Annotated in this window: 1 protein-coding gene; it reads right to left on the reverse strand. The window is 61.1% G+C overall.

Annotated elements, in window-relative coordinates; all coding sequences use genetic code 11:
• Positions 1-30 precede the first annotated feature (30 nt).
• The gene (locus ABN028_RS35150; RefSeq protein ID WP_349699662.1) at positions 31-1,314 is read right to left on the reverse strand and encodes an IS256 family transposase; all 1,284 of its coding nucleotides are present in this window, start codon (positions 1,312-1,314) and stop codon (positions 31-33) included.
• Positions 1,315-1,401: the final 87 nt, after the last annotated feature.

Here is a 1,401-nt window from a genome sequence, read left to right on the forward strand (position 1 = left end):
TAACACGAACGGTGTTTCCGGCGGTTGGTGTTAGTAGGTCTCGGTCACCGGCCAGCGGTCACCGAAGGTGATGGCGAATGCGTTGATCACTGGCTTCCAACGCACCATCCATCGCGCAGCTCCGGCCCCTGTGGGGTCGAGGCTGCGGGTCACAAGGTACAGGCACTTCATCGCCGCTTGCTCGGTTGGGAAGTGCCCACGTGCCCGTACCGCTCGGCGGTAACGCGCGTTGAGGGATTCGATGGCGTTTGTCGAGCAGATCATCCGCCTTATCTCGATGTCGTAGTCCAGGAATGGAACGAATTCGGTCCAGGCGTTACGCCATAACCGGACCATCGCCGGGTATTTCGCTGACCATTTATCGGCGAGCTCCTCGAGTGCGTTTTCCGCGGCTCCGACGTTGGGTGCGGCGTAGATAGCTTTGAGATCGCGCTTCAGGCCATCAGAGTGCTTCCTCGAGGTGAGGCGGAATGAATTCCTGATGAGGTGAATAATGCAGGTTTGGACGATGGTCTGGGGCCACACCTGCTCCACCACCTCTGGTAGGCCTTTCAGCCCATCGCAGACGAGAAAGAACACGTCTTTGACGCCACGGTTCTTTAGATCCACCAGCACACTCATCCAGAACTTCGCACCCTCGCCGCCCGAGCCGGCCCACAAGCCCAGCACGTCCTTGCAGCCGTCTGTGGTGACCCCTATAGCGGCGTAGAAGGGCCGGTTGGCCACCTGCCCGTCACGCACCTTCACCACTACCGCGTCGATGAACACCGCGGCGTAGACCGGCTCCAGCGGACGGCTGGCCCAGTCGTTCATCTCCTCGATGACTTTGTCGGTGATCCGAGAAACCGTCTCCTTGGAAACCGATGCGCCATAAATCTCGGTGAAGTGCGCCGAGATCTCCCCAGTAGTCAAGCCCTTCGCGTACAGCGACAGCACGATTTCATCGACACCAGTCAGGCGCCGCTGCCGCTTTTTCACGATCTTCGGCTCGAATGTGGACTCCCGATCTCGTGGAACCTCGATTTCCACCTCACCAGCCGCCTCGGAGGTGACCGTCTTCTTCCTCGTGCCGTTACGAATGTTGGCAGACTCCCGGTCAGGCTCGACACGATTCTTCTCGTGCCCGAGGTGCTCGGTCATCTCCTCACCCAGTGCTGTCTCCAGCACATTCTTGGTGAACAACTTCAACAGCCCGTCCGGGCCAGTCAGCGCCAGGCCACGCTCCCGAGCCTGCGCCACCATCGCCGCAGCGGCGGCCTGCTCTGCAGACCGCCGCTGCCCACCGTCATCCGTCTTCTGCTGTCCAGACCCCATGGCCCCAGATGTCATCACTGTCCGTGCCCATCCCGCCGGACCCAGCCCGGCGTGTCGAGCCGGAAACACCGTTCAGTGCACAGTCCC

This window comes from Actinopolymorpha sp. B17G11, assembly GCF_040196095.1.
Classification (GTDB): Bacteria; Actinomycetota; Actinomycetes; order Propionibacteriales; family Actinopolymorphaceae; genus Thermasporomyces.

Coding starts and splice junctions, on each gene's coding strand:
- ABN028_RS35150 (WP_349699662.1), bottom strand. CDS start 1,314: ATGGGGTCTGGACAGCAGAAGACGGATGACGGTGGGCAGCGGCGGTCT.